Origin of the sequence: Streptomyces sp. NPDC008079, assembly GCF_042957385.1 — a bacterium.
GTDB lineage: Bacteria > Actinomycetota > Actinomycetes > Streptomycetales > Streptomycetaceae > Actinacidiphila.
In genome coordinates, this window is sequence record NZ_JBIBIC010000004.1 from 344,963 (window position 1) to 362,077 (window position 17,115).

11 protein-coding genes are annotated in these 17,115 nt (G+C 72.6%); 8 read left to right on the plus strand and 3 right to left on the minus strand.

The features are described 5' to 3' along the window. Positions 1 to 185: 185 nt before the first annotated feature. Complete coding sequence (locus tag ACFZAM_RS12980) at positions 186 to 824, plus strand: hypothetical protein (RefSeq protein WP_391045404.1); 639 nt, start codon at positions 186 to 188, stop codon at positions 822 to 824. A 55-nt stretch (positions 825 to 879) separates the two neighbouring features. On the opposite strand, the gene ACFZAM_RS12985 is transcribed toward ACFZAM_RS12980, so the two are convergent. Further along, the gene (locus ACFZAM_RS12985) at positions 880 to 1,404 is read right to left on the minus strand and encodes an AAA family ATPase (protein ID WP_391045406.1); all 525 of its coding nucleotides are present in this window, start codon (positions 1,402 to 1,404) and stop codon (positions 880 to 882) included. 683 nt (positions 1,405 to 2,087) lie between these two features. Between ACFZAM_RS12985 and ACFZAM_RS12990 the strand changes: the two genes are divergently transcribed. Further along, positions 2,088 to 5,297 (plus strand): TIM-barrel domain-containing protein, encoded by a 3,210-nt coding sequence (locus ACFZAM_RS12990; protein ID WP_391045643.1) that lies wholly within the window; start codon positions 2,088 to 2,090, stop codon positions 5,295 to 5,297. Between the two features lie 59 nt (positions 5,298 to 5,356). Here ACFZAM_RS12990 and ACFZAM_RS12995 read toward each other — a convergent pair whose 3' ends face one another. Continuing rightward, the gene (locus ACFZAM_RS12995; RefSeq protein WP_391045409.1) at positions 5,357 to 6,352 is read right to left on the minus strand and encodes a pyridoxal-phosphate dependent enzyme; all 996 of its coding nucleotides are present in this window, start codon (positions 6,350 to 6,352) and stop codon (positions 5,357 to 5,359) included. Positions 6,353 to 6,655: 303 nt separating this feature from the next. On the opposite strand from ACFZAM_RS12995, the gene ACFZAM_RS13000 reads away from it, so the two are divergent. The 4 genes from ACFZAM_RS13000 to ACFZAM_RS13015 all read left to right on the plus strand — a co-directional run bounded on the left by ACFZAM_RS13000 (position 6,656) and on the right by ACFZAM_RS13015 (position 12,928). After that, on the plus strand, positions 6,656 to 8,539 hold the full coding sequence (locus ACFZAM_RS13000; RefSeq protein WP_391045411.1) for a LamG-like jellyroll fold domain-containing protein: 1,884 nt from the start codon (positions 6,656 to 6,658) through the stop codon (positions 8,537 to 8,539). Between the two features lie 134 nt (positions 8,540 to 8,673). Then, positions 8,674 to 9,198 (plus strand): AAA family ATPase, encoded by a 525-nt coding sequence (locus ACFZAM_RS13005; protein WP_391045414.1) that lies wholly within the window; start codon positions 8,674 to 8,676, stop codon positions 9,196 to 9,198. A 256-nt stretch (positions 9,199 to 9,454) separates the two neighbouring features. Beyond that, on the plus strand, positions 9,455 to 12,664 hold the full coding sequence (locus ACFZAM_RS13010; protein ID WP_391045417.1) for a discoidin domain-containing protein: 3,210 nt from the start codon (positions 9,455 to 9,457) through the stop codon (positions 12,662 to 12,664). A gap of 111 nt (positions 12,665 to 12,775) precedes the next feature. Continuing rightward, entirely contained in the window at positions 12,776 to 12,928 is a 153-nt protein-coding gene (locus ACFZAM_RS13015; protein ID WP_391045420.1) for a hypothetical protein, read from the plus strand. Positions 12,929 to 12,962: 34 nt separating this feature from the next. Here ACFZAM_RS13015 and ACFZAM_RS13020 read toward each other — a convergent pair whose 3' ends face one another. After that, positions 12,963 to 14,171, minus strand: coding sequence for an amidohydrolase (locus tag ACFZAM_RS13020; protein WP_391045422.1), 1,209 nt, complete (start codon positions 14,169 to 14,171; stop codon positions 12,963 to 12,965). 205 nt (positions 14,172 to 14,376) lie between these two features. Between ACFZAM_RS13020 and ACFZAM_RS13025 the strand changes: the two genes are divergently transcribed. Together ACFZAM_RS13025 and ACFZAM_RS13030 are read left to right on the plus strand one after the other, a co-directional pair. Next, on the plus strand, positions 14,377 to 16,122 hold the full coding sequence (locus ACFZAM_RS13025) for a serine hydrolase (protein WP_391045424.1): 1,746 nt from the start codon (positions 14,377 to 14,379) through the stop codon (positions 16,120 to 16,122). Positions 16,123 to 16,211: 89 nt separating this feature from the next. Then, positions 16,212 to 17,105, plus strand: a complete 894-nt coding sequence (locus ACFZAM_RS13030) for a MurR/RpiR family transcriptional regulator (protein WP_355345666.1) — start codon at positions 16,212 to 16,214, stop codon at positions 17,103 to 17,105. Positions 17,106 to 17,115 lie beyond the last annotated feature (10 nt).

Below are 17,115 nucleotides of genomic sequence, written 5' to 3' on the forward strand. Positions count from 1 at the left end.
AGGCCCACGGCGTGCGCGTCGCGTCGCGAGGACCCCTCGCATGCGGGCGTCGTCGGCGGTACGGGCGAGGGCGCGTCCGGCCCCGGACAGGACCGCGTGGCGGGCCGTCGTCCACGGGCTCGGGACCGGTCCCGAGGCGGCGCCCGTAATCTCCGCGGACGATGGACGACCCGAGGAGTATCCGCGTGACCGCTCGGCAGAACTGGTCCCTGCCCGCGTCGGTGAACTGCGTCCTGGCGCGCCGCGACCCCGCCGGACTCGCGGTGGAACTGGCGGCGGCCCGCCGGGACATGACCGAATTCACCCTCGCGCTGGACGACAGCCGCACCTACCTCTACCCCAAGCGCGCCAACGTCGTCCGCCACCAGGGCAAGGCGCTCGCCCGCAGCCTCCGCCGGATCAGCGCCCGCCTCTGCCGGGGCGGCTGCGCGCGTCTGCGGGCGCACCCCCGGCTGGGGCGGTACGTCAGCGTCCACGAACGCGACGTGCTCGACGACGGCGGTGTCCTCGCCGTCCGCCGGGGCGTCCTCGAACTGACCCGCGCCCTGGCGACGTTGCGCAGCCGCGAGCCGTTCTACGTCCGGGTCCGGGACCGCGAGATGTCGAGCACCAGGTCCCGGATGAGCGCGTACGGCGCTTCGCTCGGCACCCTGCTCGACACGGTGGTCCTCGACCTCACCGCCGCGGACCTGTCCGGCCTGAACGCGCACGCCGTCTCCGGGCTGCGCGCCCTCTGGTCCCCGAGTACGGTCTGGACTCCGACCGCCGCCAAGAAGGCGCGCGCGGCCTCCCGCGAGATCGGCCCCGGCGTCTTCCTGCTCTGACACGGGCCCGTCGTCGCTCCGAAGCGGTGGGCGCGGCGTCTTCCGGGCGCGGTGTTCACCAGCCCGTCGCGGCGGCCACCTCGCGGGCGATGTCCACGACGCTCCTGCCGTCCGTGGCGATCCGTACCGTGTCCGGAGGCGCGTGTTCCGCCAGGTGCCGCGCCATGACGTCGCTCCGGCTGATGTGCGGGGCGAGTTGGGAGCCGGTCTCACGCCGGGCGAGCCGGGCGCGGGCCGTCGCGTCGTCGGCGGTGAGCAGCACCCGGACGACGCGCGGCGGCCCGCCGCCCAGGGCCCGGACGAACATGTCGTGCTCCAGCACGCTCACCGTGTTGGTGTAGATCAGCCTGCGGTGCCCCAGCGCCGCGAAATTCGCCCACACCGCGGCCAGATTCCGCTCGGTGATCGCGGAGCGGCGCGGGTCGTCCGGCGGCGCCGGGTGCACTTGCCCCATGAGGTCGCCCTCGATCACGCAGTGCGCGACCTCCGCCTCCCGCAGCAGCTCCGAAACCTCCCAGGCCACCGTGGACTTGCCCACGCCCGAACGCCCCCCGATGAGCAGCACCTCATACGTCGTCACGCCGGGAGCCTCCCAGAGGCCGACCCCGTCGGGCCACGCGTTTTCCCCGGCCAGGGCGCGTACGCGCTTACGCGCGAGCCGACCGGCCGCGCTCTGACCGGCGCGGCACCGGGAGCCGCCGGGACCCGGAAGGGCGACGTCCGCGCCGCGCGCCGCCCTGTCCTACGTCAGGAGCGCGGCACCGCGCCGTGCTTCCAGCGGTGCCCCGTGGAGGCGGTCTGCGTCTATCCGGGGAGCGGCTAACCGCCCCTGACGGGGCATCACCCGCACCGCCCTGAGGATGCCCGGCGGTCGGGAACGGCGCGCGCCGCCGCCGGTCTCGGCGCCGCGCGGGCGACCCCCCTTTTTCCAACGTTGACCGCCGCCCGTATGGACACCCGCCAGGCACTGTGCTGTCATGCCACCGACATCGTTTGCAACGATGGAAGAAGTGCGGGGAGGTGCCCGTGGGACGCGGGCGCCGCCTTTGTCCAGCATTCCGCCAGGTCGGACCTCAGGAGCCCACGCGGTACGGGGAGGCGGGCTCCGACAACGCTGTCAGCGGCCGACGGAGCCTCACGACGGGTCGACAAGGGGCCCGCTTCAGGACGGAGTTGTGCGTGAGAAGAAGACGAGCGTGGCGCACGATGCGGTACATGCGGCGGCGGGCAGCGGTGATCGCCGTGACCGCCTGCGTGGCGGGGATGACGGTGGCCGGGGCGGGCCAGGCGTCCGCGGGACCGGGACACAGGGCGGGCCACCACGCCGTCCCCTCGGTGACCTCGGGCGGCGCCCGCTTCCAGGTGCTCTCGCCGACGTTGATCCGTACCGAGTACGCGCAGGACGGGAAGTTCACCGACGCCGCGACGTACAACGCGATCGGCCGCGGCGACTTCGCGCCTGCCGCGTACACGACGAGCACGTCCAACGGCTGGCTGACGGTCGCGACGAGTGCGATGACGCTGCGGTACCAGGTGGGCTCCGGGCCCTTCAGCGCGCGGAATCTGTCGGTGAGACTGACAGCCGGATCCTCGGCGGTCACCGCGGCGCCGTGGCAGCAGATGACGTGCGCGGTCGGCGCGCTGTGCGAGGCGGAGAGCCTGCCGTACAGCGGGGTCGGCGTCGCCACGGACCACACCGGGTACACCGGCTCCGGCTTCCTGGCCGGCTTCCAGGGGACGGGCAGTTCGCTGTCGGCCGCCGTCGAGGTCGCGACGGCGGGCACGTACCAATTCGACGCGCGGTACGCCAACTCCGCGGCGGGCGACGGCCAGAACACCACACGCACGCTCACCTTGACGGTCGACGGCGGCGCGGCGCGGACGCTGAGCCTTCCGGTGACCGGCAGTTGGGACACCTGGAGTCTGGCGACCGCCGCGGTGCAGCTCGGCGCGGGCCGTCACACCGTCACGCTGTCCAGGGCCGCCGGGAACTCCGGCAATGTGAACATCGACAGCGTCGCGCTGGTGAACTCGGGGAGCGCGTTCCCCCCGGCCTCGGCGACGGCGATCGCGGACTGTGCCTTCGGCGCGAGTTGTGAGGCCGAGGCGGACCGGATCGCGGGTTCCGCGAAGGTGGCCACCGACCACGGCGGCTACTCGGGCGGCGGCTTCCTCGGGGAGCTGAACCAGGGGTCGAGCGTGACGACCCATGTCGTCGGGGTGCCGTCGGACGGGACGTACTCGGTCCAGGTGCGCTACGCCAACTCCACGGGCGGCGACGGGCTGAACCAGACCCGTACGGCCACGGTGTCGTCCGGCGGTACGAGTCAGACGCTCTCGCTGCCGGTGACCGGCAACTGGGACACCTGGCAGACCGCCTCGGTGCCCGTGGCGCTCAAGGCGGGCGCCGACGACATCACCGTCGGCTGCCCGAACGCGGCGAGTTGCCACATCAACCTCGACACGCTGTCGGTGACCGCGTCCGGCGCGGCGGCCCCGCAGCCGCACCTCGCGCTCGGCGGATACCGGCGCAGCCTGGACGGGCTCAACGGCGACAACGGCAATCCGACGACCACGCCCGGCCTGATGTACAAGGACGGCTGGTATCTGCTGGACGACACGACGTCCGCGCTGTACGACACCACCGCCAAGAAGGTCACGCAGCGCCCCTCGCACAACGGGACGCCGTACCAGGACGGTTATCTCTTCGGGTACGGCCACGCCTACAAGCAGGCGCTGTCGGATCTGGCGACGCTGACCGGCCCGGCGCAACTGCTTCCGCAGTGGGCGTACGGCGTCTGGTACTCGGAGTACATCGACAGGACCGCCGCCGACTACGAGAACACGATCCTGCCCGCCTTCCGGTCCGAAGGCGTCCCGCTGGACGTCCTGGTGACCGACACGGACTTCAAGTCGCCCAACCCGTGGAGCGGTTGGGAGATGAACACCGCCAAATTCCCCGACCCGAAGGGCTTCTTCGACTGGTCGGCGGCGCAGGGGCTGCACAACACGCTCAACACCCACCCGAGCATCCTGGCCTCGGACCCGCAGTTCGCACAGGCCCAGGCGACCGCCAAGGGCAAGCTGGTCAAGGGCGGTTGCGCGGCGGGGGCGAGCGCGGGAGGCGACTGCTACGTCTTCGACTTCGGCGACCCCGACCAGCTCAAGGCGTACATGGACCTGCACAAGACGATGGACCAGCAGGGCAACGACTTCTGGTGGTTCGACTGGTGCTGCGACAACTCCCAGTCCTCGCTCGCCGGAGTGACGCCCGACGCGTGGATCAACCAGGCGTACGCGGCGGAATCCGCTCCGGCGATCGGCCGCGGCTTCGTCATCTCCCGCGCCTACGGCTCGCTCCAGGCCGGCGGGTACAGCGGCCAGCAGGGGCTGCCCACCGGACCGTGGGCCGACAAGCGCACCACCGTGCACTTCACCGGTGACACGTCCTCGACCTGGGGAACGCTGCGGTCCGAAGTCGGTTACACACCGGGCGAGTCGGTCGCGACCGGCATGTCCGCGGTCAGCCACGACATCGGCGGTCACAACGACACGACGGGACTGACCGGCTCCGAGACGTACACCGACGGCGGCGGCACCCACACCACGCACAAGCTGCCGGACGACCTGTACGCCCGGTGGGTGCAGCTCGGCACCTTCCAGCCCGTCGACCGGCTGCACAGCAACCACAGCGACCGGCTGCCGTGGCAGTACGGCACCGCGGCCCGGCAGTCGGCGGACACATTCCTCAACCTCCGCGAGAACCTGGTGCCTTACACGTACAGCCTCGCGCAGCAGGCGGCCACCACGGGCGTCCCCGTGGTCCGCGCCACGTACCTCGAATACCCGGACGAGCCGCAGGCGTACGCCACCGCGGGCAGTGAGTACTTCTACGGCTCCGACATGCTGGTCGCTCCCGTCACCACCCCGGGGACGACGGCCACGACGTCGGTGTGGTTCCCGCCCGGCCAGTGGACGGACTACTTCACCGGGCAGACCTACACCGGCGGCACCACGCGGAACATCACCACGGGGCTCGACCGGATGCCGGTGTTCGTGAAGGCGGGCGGCGTCATCCCGACCCGTACGGACGATGTCACCGCCAACGACAAGGCGCCGCTGACCAAGGTCACGCTGACCGTGGCCGCGGGCGCCTCCGGCTCGACCTCGCTCTACGAGGACAACGGCACCACCGGGGGTCCCGGTCGCAGCGCCACCACGACGGTCCGGTACCGCGAGAGCGGCGGTCGGCACACCGTCACCGTCAGCCCGGCCGCCGGGTCCTTCCCCGGCCAGGTCAGGACCCGGCAGTGGACGGTGACGCTGCTCGGCGTCGCCGCGCCGAGCCACGTTACGGCGGCCGGCAAGGGATTGTCGCCCGACGCGTACCACTACGACAGCGCGACCCGCTCCCTCACCGTCACGCTGCCCGCGCGCAGCGTGCACGCACCGGTCACCCTCAGCTACCGCTGACCGACCGGCCCCGTACGGGCCCGCGCGTACCCCCGCGCGGGCCCGTACCCATGATGCGGCTAGGGCGCGCCACCGCACAGCTCCGCGAAGCGCGCGGTGTCGATGTTGCCGCCGGACAGGATCAGGCCGACGCGGGGCGGTAGGGGGGTGACGCGGGCGGAGAGCAGGGCGGCCAGGGGCGTGGCGCCACTGGGTTCGAGGACGATCTTCAGGCGTTCGAAGGCGAAGCGCATCGCGTCGCGGATCGCGTCCTCGGTGACCAGGACGATGTCGTCCACCAGCCGCCGGTTGATGGAGAAGGTCAACTCGCCGGGGACGGAGGCCGCTTGCCCGTCGGCGATCGTGCGCGGGACGGGGATGGCGACACGCTCGCCCGCCTCCAGCGAGCGCTTGGTGTCGTCGCCCGCCGCCGGTTCGACGCCGATCATCCGGATGGCGCTGTCCAGCCCCTTGACGGCGGTCGCGCTTCCCGCGAGGAGTCCCCCGCCGCCGACCGGCACCACGAGGGCGTCCAACGGCCCTGCCTCGTCGAGGAGTTCCAGGGCTGCGGTGCCCTGTCCCGCGATGACGTGCGGGTGGTCGTACGGCGGGATCAGGGTGAGGCCGCGGTCGGCGGCCAGCGCCTCGCCGATGGCGACCCGGTCGCCCGTATACCGGTCGTAGGTGACGACCTCCGCGCCGTAGCCCTCGGTGGCCTCCCGCTTGGAGCGCGGGGTGTCCTCCGGCATCACGATCACCGCGGTGCTGCCCAGCTCCCGCGCGGAGAGCGCGACGGCCTGCGCGTGGTTGCCGGAGGAGTACGCGGCGATGCCCTTGGCCAACTGCTCGGGCGTGAGCCGGGACGCGGCGTTGTACGCGCCGCGGAATTTGAACGCGCCGACGCGCTGGAAGTTCTCGCACTTGAGATGGACCTCGGCGCCGACGAGGTCGTCCAGGGTGCGCGAGCGCAGGACGGGCGTACGGTGCGCGACGCCGTCGATGCGGGCGGCGGCGTCGCGGACGTCGGCCAGCGTGACCGGCGCGGCGGCGGTCGGGGGGCGGTGGGTTGAGGTCACCACCGCACCCTACGCCGTGCTCCTCGGGCGCCTCGCGGGTGGCCGGACCTCGGACGTTGCGGTCCCGCGGCCTGCGCGGCGGCGGTGCACGGGCCGGGGGCGCGCCCGGAGTGGGTGATTCCGGCAAGGCGTTCATGTGCGCTTCGTCGCGCGTTGGCTGGGGCTGTCATCTCGGTCCGTAGCGTCGGCTTCTGCCGGCCGGACCTGCCCCGTCGACCCCTCGGGGACCCCTCACAGGTTCCGTGCTGCCCCACGGCGACGACCGATGAACCGAACATTAGCGCAGACGAATGAGAGACGCCCATGTGCAGTCCGCAGCACCAGCCCGAGGGATCCCTGCCCGGCGCGAGCCGCCGATCGTTGCTCGTCGGAGCCGGACTCGCCGGAGCCGCGGTGGCCGGTCTGTCGGCCGCGGGACCCGCGTCGGCCAGTACGCCGGGGACGGCCGGAACCGCCGGGCTTCCGGGGTTCGGCGGGCCGTGGCGGCCCGACACCGACGACCAGCGCTTCACCGTCGTGGTGATGCCGGACACGCAGTACATGTTCGACGGTGACGCCCTGTACCCGGCGCCGGTCGAGGCGGCCTTCCGCTATCTGCTGGCGAACGGCAAGGACGAGAACATCGTCTTCATGGCCCACCTGGGCGACCTCACCCAGAACGGCAAGGCGGGCGAATTCGCCTCCATCAGCAAGGCGTTCAAGATCCTGGACGACCACCAGGTGCCGTACAGCGTCCTGGCGGGCAACCACGACATCCCCGGCAAGGACGACCAGCGGGGGAACACGCCGTACCTCGACCACTTCGGACCGCAGCGGTTCCGCAAGGCGCGCTCCTTCGGCGGCGCGAGCCCCGACGGCTACAACACCTTCCACACCTTCCGGGCCGCGGGCCGGGAGTGGCTGGTGCTGGCCCTCGACTGGCGGCCGTCGGCCGCGGGCGTCGCGTGGGCGAAGAAGGTCATCGCCGCGCACCCGAAGTCCCCGGTCATCCTCACCACGCACGAGATCGTCGGCGCCGACACGTACGGCGACGAGGCCGAACTGTCCGACTTCGGGCAGCAGTTGTGGGCCGACCTGATCGACGGCAACGACCAGATCTTCCTCACGCTCAACGGCCACTTCTGGCCGCCCGCCCGCACGGTGAAGAAGAACGCCGCCGGGCACGACACGCACCTGCACATCACCAACTACCAGGACCGGTACTACGGCGGCGCCGCGATGATCCGGCTCTACCGCTTCGACCTGGCGCGCGACACCATCGACGTCGAGACGATCTCCCCGTGGATCCTCGGCAAGGCCGCCGACAGCCTCAACGAGCTGGAGCGGCAGGAGATCGAACTGACGGGACCGCAGGACCGGTTCTCGCTCGACATCGACTTCGAGCAGCGCTTCTCGGGCTTCGCCCCGGCCACCCCGCGGCCCGCACGGCCCGTCAACCGGATGCTCGTCCCCGGCACCCTGGCGTACTGGCGGTTCGACGGCTCGCACGGCACCGACCGGATCGTCGACCTGTCGGGGCGCGGCAACGACCTCACCAAGGTCGCGCTGCCCGGCGCCACGGACGCGGCGCTGACCTGGTCGGCCGACCACCACCCGGACCAGCCCGGCCACGCCAGCCTCTACTTCGGCGGGGACAGGGACAGCGGCGGCCCGCACGGCGCCTACCTCCAGACCGTGGACAGGGCGCCGCTGAACGCGGCCACCTTCCGCTCGGCGTACACCTTCGAGGCGTTCTTCAAGCTGCCCGCCGACTGGGACGGCAACCGCAACGGCTGGTCGGCGCTGCTGAGCCGCTGGGGCACCAGCGGCCAGGCGGGCAAGACGGGTTACTCCGAGACCGAGCCGATCGTCACCCTCAGCCTGTCCGGCGGCGCCGAACTCCAGTGGAACGTCTACCCGTTGAACCTCACGACGTCGACCACCAACTGGGGCCACTACCTGCCGATCAACGTCTGGTGGCACGTCGCCGTCGTCAACAACGGGCGGCAGACCACGATGTACGTCGACGGCTGTCCGGTCGTCCGCAATCCGTCCACCCGCAACAACGGCCTGACCTCGCTCAATCTGCCGTGGATGATCGGCGGTCACGCGGACGGCGGCAAGCCGGACCAGGTCATGCGCGGCTGGATCGGTGACGTCCGGATCGCCGAACGGGCGCTGGCCCCGCGCGAGTTCATGAACGCCTGACGGACACAGCCACCGGGGGGCGGGTCCCGACCCGACCGCACCCGTCCCCCGGCCCCGTCCCCCGGCCCCGGACCTCACTCTCGATCGGACCCGGACCGGGACCCCACCGCCCGAGCAGCCGTTAGCCTCGGGCGGTGAAACGCATCCTCGTCGCAGGCATCACCGGAGCGGGCAAGACCACCATGGCGCGGGCCCTCGCCGAGCGGCTCCGCCTGCCCTTCCACGAGATGGACGCCCTGCGGTTCTCGGGCCCCGACTGGGCCACCGACCCGGAGTTCGAGCGGAAGGTCGCCGACCTCGCGGCCGGCCCCGAGTGGATCGTCGACTCCTTCGGCTACCCGGAGGTACGGGACCTGCTGTGGACACGCGCGGACACCGTGGTCTGGCTCGACTACCCGCGAGCGGTGATCATGCCGCGCGTCCTGCGCCGGTCGCTGAGCAGGACGCTGCGCCGGGAGCGGGTCTTCGGCGGCAATGTGGAGACCGTGTCGGGCTGGTTCAGCGGCGAACACCCGGCGTGGTGGGCCTGGTCCCAGCACGCCGCCCGGCGCGCGGACATCGGCGGGCGCGGCCAGGACCCCCGCTTCGCGCACCTCCAGGTGCTCCGTTTCCCCTCGCCGCGTCGGGCCCGGGCGTGGCTGCGCACCGTGCGCCCGTGACGCGGTGACCTGGCGGGCTCGTCGGCCCGATGGCCGCGTGCCGAACCCGGTACCCCCGCGACCGACGTCTGGGCCGGGTTCCGGATCGCGCCCCGCGCCTCCCCCGGCCGCCCGTCCCTCGCACCCCGCAGCCCGCGCGCACCGCGCCTCCCACCGGCCACAGTCCGCCCGGTCGCCGGCCGCGGTCCGCCCGCTTTGCCGTCTCCCCAGACCTTGACGGCCGCGTCCACGACCGCAAAGAATGGCCCGGCAGCCAATGACAACGTTGTCTAATTGCAAGAGGAGATCTGCCGTGACCCACGACCCCGCCGGACTGGGCAGACGGCGCTTCGCCCAGCTCGCCGCGCTCACCTCCCTGGCCGTCGCCACGCCGCTGTCGATCGGCGCCGCCTCCGCGGACGCCGCGCCCGCGGGCCGGCCCGGCGGCGCAGGGCACGGTCCTGGCCACGCTCCCGACGACGATGTCGCCGCCGCCTACTACCAGGCGCTGCTGACCCACACCCGCTGGGCCGAGACCCAGTGGGACGCTTCGAAGGGCTACTACACGGGGACCGACTACAACTTCGTGGTCGTCCTCGGCAACGCGGTGCTGCTGACCCGCGGTACGTACGACGCCTCGAGCGCGGGCATCGACAAGGAGACGCTGCGGGCGCACACGCTGGCCACCGTCAAGCACTTCGCCGCGTCCAACCGCCTGACGGGCGGCACCGAGTGGGGCCGCACCCTCTTCTTCGACACGACCTTCCAGCTCTACTTCGTGCTCGCGGCGCACCTGCTCTGGGACCAGTTGGACGCGGTGACGCGAGGTCACGTCGACACGATTGTGCGCGAACAGGCCGCGTACACCACGGCGTTGGGCACCGCCAACGACCCGGCGTCCGGCAGCTGGACGCCGAACGGGCTCAAGGGCGGCTTCGTCGGGGACACCAAGCTGGAGGAGATGGGCGTGTACGCCCAGTCCCTGGCGCCGGGTCTGGCCTGGGCCAGCGACGATCCGCGGTATGCCGACTGGAGCGCCGCGTACGGCCGTTGGAGCCGGAACGAGACGGGGCTCCCGGCCGCCGACCTGGCCAACCCGACCGTAGTGGACGGCGTCGCGGTCAGCGCGAACACCGCGACGAATCTGTACGACTCCTTCATCGTGGAGAACCACGGCTCCTTCGGACCGCACTACCAGCAGGAGTTGTGGCGCACCTCGGGCCGTAACGCCGTGCACTTCATCACCGCGGGCCGTCCGCTGCCGCAGGTGCTCACCGAGCAGCCGAACGCCAAGCAGTTGTGGCGCACGCTGCTGATGGTGATGAGCGACGCGGGCGAGCCGCTGATGCCGATGGTCGCCGACCGCGAGCACCTCTACGGCCGTGACGTGATCCCGCTGGCGTTCCTCGCGCAGGTCGCCGGGGACCGTACGGCGGCGTGGGGCGAGGCCGCGATGGCGGCGCGGCTGGCGCCGTACCAGGCGTACGCGCCGCTGTACCGGCTGGCGAAGTTCTCCGGTGAGCCGAAGTACGAGCCCGAGGCGCGCGCCGAGGTGGCGATCAGCTATCTGCTGCACGAGTGGCGGGCGGCGCACGGCGGGATCGTCAAGCCGCTGTCGGACGCGGAGATGTTCGCGCGGGCCTCCGGCGTCAAGGACTTCGGCACCGGCCCCGGCCTGGTCGCGCAGCAGACCCCGGCGGCCTGGGCGGCGGCGGTCAGCAAGCCGGGCTTTGTGAAGTTCGGCTGGCAACCCGCCCACGACGACTGGCTGTTCGCGCTCAGCGGCACGACGCCGATGTTCCTGCCCGCGACGGCGGCGAAGGTGCTCAAGCGGTCGGTGACGACGTACCGGGAGGTGCGCGACGGCTTCGACGCGACCGCGACCGTGCTGACCCTGGACTCGGGCACCGCGGGCTTCACCACTCTGCCGTCCGGCGCGGTGGTCTACGCGACCAGCGGTACGGCGTCGGGCGAGGGCTCGCTGCGGGTGCAGAATCTGACGATGCCCGGTGTCGCGGGGCTCGTCGGCAGCCGTACGTACACCGCGGCCGAGGGCAGCGCGAAGGTCGCCTCGCAGGACAGCGGCAACGCCGGTGTCGGTCCCGGGCCGCGGGTGGACGAGCTGACCGTGCCCAGCGGTTCGTGGCGGTACGTGCGCATGCAGGGCGTCGCGGGCCACACCACGTACGGCTACTCGCTGTACGCCTTCGAGGTCCGTGACGGCGCGAGCGGTCCGGATCTGGCCCAGGGCAGGACGGCCACCGCGTCGTCCGCCGACTCCGGCAAGGGTGCGGCGCTGGCCGTGGACGGCAATGCGACGACCCGGTGGGCGGTCGCGGTCTCGGACCGCGGGCGCGCGGACAGTTGGCTGACCGTGGACCTCGGCGCCGCCAGTGCCTTCGACCGTGTGACGCTGCGCTGGGAGACGGCGGCGGCGCGCGCGTACCGCGTGCAGGGCTCGGCGGACGGGAAGACCTGGACCGATCTGCTCCGCTTCCCGAGCGCGGACCTGTCCAGCCGCGGCGGCTGGCTGTCGGTGGACGGCCGGGCGGGGCTGGTGGTGCGCGGCGCCGCCAACCCGCTGTCGGTGTACGGCGATCTGGTGGTGCTCTCCGACGGTCCCGCCGAGCCGTTGCTGGTGGAGGGGCTGCCGTCGGGCGACCCGCGCGCGGTGAAGGCCGCCGCCGCGCGGCCCGCGCCCCGGGCGCGCGACGCGGCGGTCAAGGCCAGTACGGCGGGCGGGCACTTGAGCCTGTTCAATCTCTCCGCCGGCTCCGTCGCCACCACGGTGTCGGTGCCGCAGAGCCGGTCCCGTCTCACGCTCTACGCGGGAACGCAGCACGTCACCGCGGACGGCACCGACGTCGCCGCCGAGTTGACGGCCGCGAGCGCGGCGGTCGTCCCGGCCCGCTTCACCCTGACGTCGCGTGCGGGCGGTTCGGTCCCCACCGGTCTGCGGGTGGAGGTCGTGGACGCCGCGACCGTACGGGTGAGCGGTCCGCGCGCCCGTCTGCTGGTCACGGCGCCGTCGGGCGCCCACGCCCAGGTCGATGTCCAGCCGGGCAGGACCGCGCAGGTCACCGTGCGCGGCGCGAAGCCGTATCCGCTGGAGGACGTGGCGGTCGGCTGCGACACCTTCCCGACCGGTCCGCTGCCGGCGGGCATGTCGGATCCGGCCGCGGCCGTGGACGGCGACCCGGCGACGTCCTGGCGGCCCGGCTCCGCGCGCGGCCGCATGGTGGTCGATCTCGGCGCGGCGGTCGATGTGCGGGAGATCCGTACCGCCTGGACCGGCGGCCATGTGCCGTCCGCCGCCATCGAGTTCAGCACGGACGGGCTGACGTACACCTCGGCGGGCGAGCTGCGGCGGCGCGGCCGTGCGGCGACGCTCGCGGCGCGTACGACGGCACGCTATGTGGCGCTCGCCGTGTCCGGCGGTCGCGACACGGACGCGCGGCTGGTGAGCCTGGAGGTCGTCCCGGCCTGACCACGGCCGGACAAGAGCCCCGGTTCGGGGCGGCAGACCGGGTCAGGCCGGTCTGCCGCCCCGAACCGGCATCGCCGCGAGGGCCGCTGACGTCGCATCAGGTCGAACTCAGTGCACGACGACGCGCAGCAGGCGGGAGCCGTGGTCGTCGGCGCCCTCACCCCGGGCACGTCGTGCACCGTGAGCGTCGCGGCCGTCACCGGGACCGGTGTCGGCCTCGCGGCGACGGCCACCGGCAGGACGCCGTCCGCGTCCGGCCGATGAGGAGGCCCGCTCCCGCCGAGGGTAGGGCGGGCCTTCAGGCCACGTCGGCCGCGAGGCGGCTGAGCAGGAACCCGGCCATGCCGCGGACGCCGAACCCCAGCGCCCGCTCGTCGGCCGCGAAGTCCGGTGCGTGCGGAGCGCCGTTCATCCCGGCCTCCGGATTAGCGACGCCGAGGTAGAACATCGCGCCCGGCACACCGTTCAGGAAGAGCGCGAAGTCCTCGCCGTTGAAGGGGAAGGAGGCGTGCAGCACCTCCACCGCGGCCGGACCGAGCGCGCCGCGCAGGTACCGCGCCGCGGCCTCGCTCAGTTCCGGCGAGCAGACCATCGCGGGGAACGGCTCGTCCGCGAAGACGGCCGTGGCGCCCGGCAGCGGTTCCACCGCGGCGCGTACGGTGTCGCGGATCTCGGCGTAGCGGCTGTCGGGCCAGGCGCGCAGCGAGACGCGGACGAGCGGGCTGCCGTCGTCGAGCGCGGTCAACTCGGGCCAGGTGACGACGAATCGCGCCAGCGGCCCGTCGGGGTCGCGGAGGTCGGCCAGCAGGCGGTCGTACTCCTCGGGGTTGCGCGGGAGGCGGACGGTGGACAGGCCGTCCACCAGGTCGAGAATCCGGCGCGCGTCGGACGCGGCGTCCGGGCCGGTCAACTCGACCTGGAAATGGTCCTGTCCCGGCAGTCCGTGACCGGGCATGACCGCGAAGGTGCCGACCGGGAACGGCCCGCAGTGCAGCGCGTAGACCTCGCGCGGGGGTGTGTGTTCCAGGGCGCCGTCCTCGATCATGGCCCGCGCTCCGGCCAGCGTCTCCTCGGCAGGCTGGAAGAGGAAGACGATCCGGCCGTGCCAGCGCTCGCGCAGCCGGGCGAGTACCTGGGCGACGCCGACCCCGACGGCCGTGTGCAGGTCGTGGCCGCACAGGTGCGCGGTGCCGGGGACGAGGGAGGCGAAGTCGCTCTCGAACAGCTCGTCCAGCTCGTCGTCGTCCACCGCGTCCATGTCGGCGCGGTAGGCGAGGGTGGGTCCCGGTCCCGCGCCGTCGAGCACCGCGACCACGCCGTGGCCGCCGACGCCGGTGGTCACCGTGAGGCCCGCGGCCCGCAGCCGTTCGGCGACCAGCGCCGCCGTACGTTCCTCGGCGCCCGCGGGCTCGGGGTGGCGGTGGATGTCGCGGCGCAGCAGCACCAGGTCGTTGTCGAACTCTTGCGCGATATTGCCGATCTCCTGGCTGTCCAGTGCTGATGGCATGCGTGGGAGGGTACCGGACGGCGGCGCGGGGTTCGTCGCGCCCGACAGCCTTGACCGGTCGAATGGTTGACCCGCGCGTGCGGCGTGAGTAACTTACCGACGCCAGCTGCCATGCGGTAGGAATCCTTCCACTCCCCCGGCGTCCCTTCCCTGCCGCTCCCGACCACTGCTCCCGATCCAGCCGGCCTCTACAGACGAGGTTTCCATGCGGACCCCTGCACTGACGGCAGCCGCGGCGCTGCTCGCCTCCCTCTCCCTCGTACTCGCCGGGAGCGCCGACGCGACCCCGGCCCCGCAGCACGGCGGGAGCGGCCAATTCGACCGGCCGTACTCCGGATTCGCCCCGGCGGACACCGTCCTGCACCGGGGCACCCCCCGGTCGGCCGGGCTGGACGCGGCGCCGATCGACGCCTTCGAGCGGCAGATGGCGGGCTGGGAGGACCCCGCCTCGGGTGCGAATCGCCTCTTCCCCGGCGCGACCACGCTGATGGCCCACGACGGCGTGGTGGTGGAGCGCGACGCGGGCGGTTACGCGGTCGAATACGCCGACGCCACCCACGAGTTGCCGGCCGACCAGCGGGTCCCGGCGCGTACCGACACCATCTACGACCTGGCCTCGCTGTCGAAGCTGTTCACCTCGATCGTGGCCATGCAGCAGCTCGAAGCGGGCCGGATCGACCTCGACACACCGGTGGCGCACTACCTGCCGGAGTTCGCCACCAACGGCAAGGGCGCCGTCACCGTCGAGCAACTGCTCACCCACACCTCGGGGTTCGACGCCGATCCGGTCCCCTCCCTGTGGCAGGGCTACCCGGATCTGCCGTCCCGCGAGAAGGCGATTCTCGACGCGAAGCCGATCAACGCGCCGGGGACGACGTATCTGTACTCGGATCTGAACATGCTGAGCCTGCAACTGGTGTTGCAGAAGGTGACGGGCAAGCCGCTCGACACGCTGGTGCGCGACGGCATCACAGGACCGCTGCGGCTGACCGACACCGGCTACAACCCGTCGGCCGCGAAGCTGCCGAGGATCGCGGCGACCGAGTACGAGACCAGCCCGGCGCGCGGCATGGTGCGCGGCCAGGTGCACGACGAGAACGCGTGGGCCATGGGCGGCGTCGCGGGCCACGCGGGCGTCTTCTCCACCGTGGACGATCTGGCCGTCCTGGCGCAGACGATCCTCAACGGCGGTACGTACAAGGGCCGTCGGATCCTCAGCCGGAACAGCGTCACGCTGATGGAGCAGAACTTCAACCAGGCGTTCCCCGGTGACTCGCACGGCCTGGGCTTCGAGCTGGACCAGATCTGGTACATGGGCGGCCTATCCGGTCCGCGCACCCTCGGGCACACCGGTTTCACCGGCACCTCGCTGGTGATCGACCCGCAGTCGCGTTCGTTCGCCGTCCTGCTCAGCAACCGGGTGCACCCGACGCGGAACACGCCCTCGACCAATCCGCCGCGCCGGGCCATCGCCACCGCGCTCGCGCAGGCGATCGCGGTCCGGGCCCCCGGCGGCGGCCCGCTGTGGTACTCGGGGCAGGGCGGCGGCACCACCAGCACCCTCACCACGGGACCGATCACCGCGAAGACACGGGTCGACATCGACTTCTCGGCGTTCGTCAACACCGAGTCCACCGACCTGCTCACCGTCGAGTCCTCCACGGACGGCGGCACGACCTGGCAGCCGCTGCCGCTGCGGGTGACCGGCAAGGGCGCGCCGTCCGGCGCCCCGACCTCGCTGTCGGGGCAGGACGTCCGCGCCTGGTGGCGGGTGCGCGCCGAGCTTCCGCGGGACGCGGCCGGTGCGCTGATCCGCTGGACGTACGCCACCGACCCGGTCTACGAGGGCCGCGGCGTCGACCTCGCGGGGCTGTCGGTCACCTCGGGCCACCACGACCTGCTGCGGGCCGCGGGACTCACCCCGGCCGGCGCCTGGCGGACCGTGCACTGATCCGTCCGCCGGCCGCGGAGCGCTCACCCGCGCCGGGGCTCGCCCGAGGCCACGTTGACCCCGACGATCACGGTGGATACGTTTCCCCCGTGTCAGCCGGTTCCGACAACGAATCCCCCGAGGCGAGTCCCTTGGCGCGCGTCCGGTCGCTGCTGCCGGACCTCGCTCCGGCCGAGCGGCGCGTGGCGGCGGCCGTGCTGGCCAATCCGGCGCTCGCCGCGCGCAGCAGCATCACCGAACTGGCCGAGGCGGCGACGACGAGCGAGACCACGGTCATCCGCTTCTGCCGTTCCGTGGGCCTGCGCGGCTACCCGGAGTTGCGGATCGCGCTGGCCGCGGACGCCGCGCGCGCCGAGACCCGCGACGACCGGCACCTCGGCAGCGACATCACGCCGACCGACGACCTGTCGGAAGTCGTCGGCAAGGTCGCCTTCGCCGACGCGCGCGCCGTCGAGGAGACCGCGCGGCAGCTCGACGTCGACACGCTGCGCCGCGTCGTGGCGGCGGTCGCGGCGGCGGGCCGCGTCGACATCTACGGCGTCGGCGCCAACGCCCTGGTCGCCGCCGACCTCCAGCAGAAGCTGCACCGGATCGGGCGGGTGAGCTTCGCGTGGAGCGACACCCACATCATGCTCACCTCGGCGGCGGTGCTCAGCCCCGGTGACGTGGCCATCGGCCTCTCCCACACCGGGGCGACCGCCGACACCGTCGAGGCGCTGCGGGTGGCGCGCGAGCACGGCGCGACGACCGTCGCCCTGACCAGCTTCCCGCGCTCGCCGATCCACGCGGTCAGTGATCACCTCCTGACGACCGTGGCCCCCGAGACCACCTTCCGCTCGGGCGCGACCGCCAGCCGTATCGCCCAGCTCACCGTGATCGACTGCCTGTTCATCGGCGTCGCCCAGCACCATCTGGACAGCGCCCGCAAGGCGCTCAAGGAGACGTACGACGCGGTCGGCGACCACCGGCTGCCGGAGCCGTGACCGGGCGGGT

Bases quoted from the DNA above. Each gene is read 5' to 3' on its own strand.
- ACFZAM_RS13010 (WP_391045417.1), top strand. From the start codon at position 9,455: ATGACAACGTTGTCTAATTGCAAGAGGAGATCTGCCGTGACCCACGAC.
- ACFZAM_RS12990 (WP_391045643.1), top strand. From the start codon at position 2,088: ATGACGGTGGCCGGGGCGGGCCAGGCGTCCGCGGGACCGGGACACAGG.
- ACFZAM_RS13025 (WP_391045424.1), top strand. From the start codon at position 14,377: ATGCGGACCCCTGCACTGACGGCAGCCGCGGCGCTGCTCGCCTCCCTC.
- ACFZAM_RS13020 (WP_391045422.1), bottom strand. From the start codon at position 14,171: ATGCCATCAGCACTGGACAGCCAGGAGATCGGCAATATCGCGCAAGAG.
- ACFZAM_RS13000 (WP_391045411.1), top strand. From the start codon at position 6,656: ATGTGCAGTCCGCAGCACCAGCCCGAGGGATCCCTGCCCGGCGCGAGC.